1 protein-coding gene and 1 pseudogene are annotated in these 1,370 nt (G+C 65.2%); both read right to left on the bottom strand.

Features of this window, described 5'->3' with window-relative positions:
• Positions 1–152, bottom strand: a pseudogene (locus EN742_RS35115) (protein-(glutamine-N5) methyltransferase, release factor-specific); the annotation flags it as partial.
• A complete protein-coding gene (gene prfA, locus EN742_RS35110; protein WP_126058149.1) occupies positions 145–1,224 on the bottom strand; it encodes a peptide chain release factor 1 in 1,080 nt (359 codons plus the stop codon). The pseudogene EN742_RS35115 and the gene prfA, both read right to left, overlap by 8 nt.
• Between the last annotated feature and the right edge of the window lie 146 nt (positions 1,225–1,370).

Genomic DNA, 1,370 nt, shown 5'->3' with positions numbered 1-1,370 from the left:
GGCTCGGCGATGGCCTGGGTGCGGGTCGTTCCGGAAAAATGCTCGACGAGCAGCCTGGCATCCAGCGTCGGATCGGCCACGCCGGCGGCGGCCAGACGTTGCCGCGCCTCCCGCAGCAGCGGCCCGAGCGTGCCGGGCAAAATGTCAGCCATCGAGGCCAATGTCGGCGAGCAGTTTCGACTGGTGGTCGGAGATCAGCGCGTCGACGACCTCGTCGAGCTCGCCCATCATCACCCGGTCGAGCTTGTAGAGAGTGAGGTTGATGCGGTGGTCGGTGAGGCGGCCTTGCGGGAAGTTGTAGGTGCGGATGCGCTCCGAGCGGTCGCCCGAGCCAACCTGCGACTTGCGCGATTCCGAGCGCTCCTCGTCCGCCCTGCTGCGTTCGAGGTCATAGAGCCGCGCCCGCAGGATCTGCATGGCGCGCGCCCGGTTCTGGTGCTGTGACTTTTCCGCCTGCACCACCATGATGCCGGTCGGCAAATGGGTGATGCGCACCGCCGAATCGGTGGTGTTGACGTGCTGGCCGCCGGAACCCGATGCGCGCATCGTGTCGATGCGGATGTCTTCGGCCCGGATCTCGATGTCGACCTCCTCCGCTTCCGGCAGCACGGCGACGGTCGCCGCCGAGGTGTGGATGCGCCCGCCAGCCTCGGTCGCCGGCACGCGCTGCACCCGGTGCACGCCGGACTCGAATTTCAGATGCGCGAACACGCCTTTGCCCGACACCGAGGCGATGATTTCCTTGTAGCCGCCGACCTCGCCGTCGCTTGCGGAGACCACTTCGAAGCGCCAGCCGCGCGAGGCGGCGTAGCGCTCATACATGCGAAACAGGTCGCCGGCGAACAACGCCGCCTCGTCGCCGCCGGTGCCGGCGCGGATTTCCAGAATGGCGTTCTTGTCGTCGGCGGCATCCTTGGGCAGGAGCAGGATCTGGATGTCTTTCCGCAACGTCTCGATGCGGTCCTCGACTTGCGGAAGGTCGGCCTCGGCGAGCGCCCGCATCTCGGCATCGGTGCCCTTGTCGGCGAGCATCGCCTCGAGGTCGGCCTGTTCCTGCTCGGCTGCGCGCAGCGCCCGGATCTTGGCTACCATCTCCTGGATGTCGGCGTATTCCGAGGCCATCCGGACATAGGCGTCCGCAGTCGGCCCGGCCGACATCTGCGCTTCGAGCATCTCGAAACGCTTCACGACTTGATCCATGCGGTCGCGCGGCAGGTTGATCATGGGCTTGGAACTTCGATCGAATTCACATCAGGGCGAGTCGAAAATGGCGAATTTGGAGAACCGGAGCGGAATGTACATTTAGGTACATGAGCACCGGAAGCGCAGAAAATCGACATTTGCAGACCGCCCTCACGTGAATCTAGAGC

This window comes from Mesorhizobium sp. M4A.F.Ca.ET.020.02.1.1 (genome assembly GCF_004022645.1).
In the GTDB taxonomy this organism is placed as follows: domain Bacteria; phylum Pseudomonadota; class Alphaproteobacteria; order Rhizobiales; family Rhizobiaceae; genus Mesorhizobium.
This window is presented reverse-complemented; position numbering and strand designations above follow the sequence as displayed.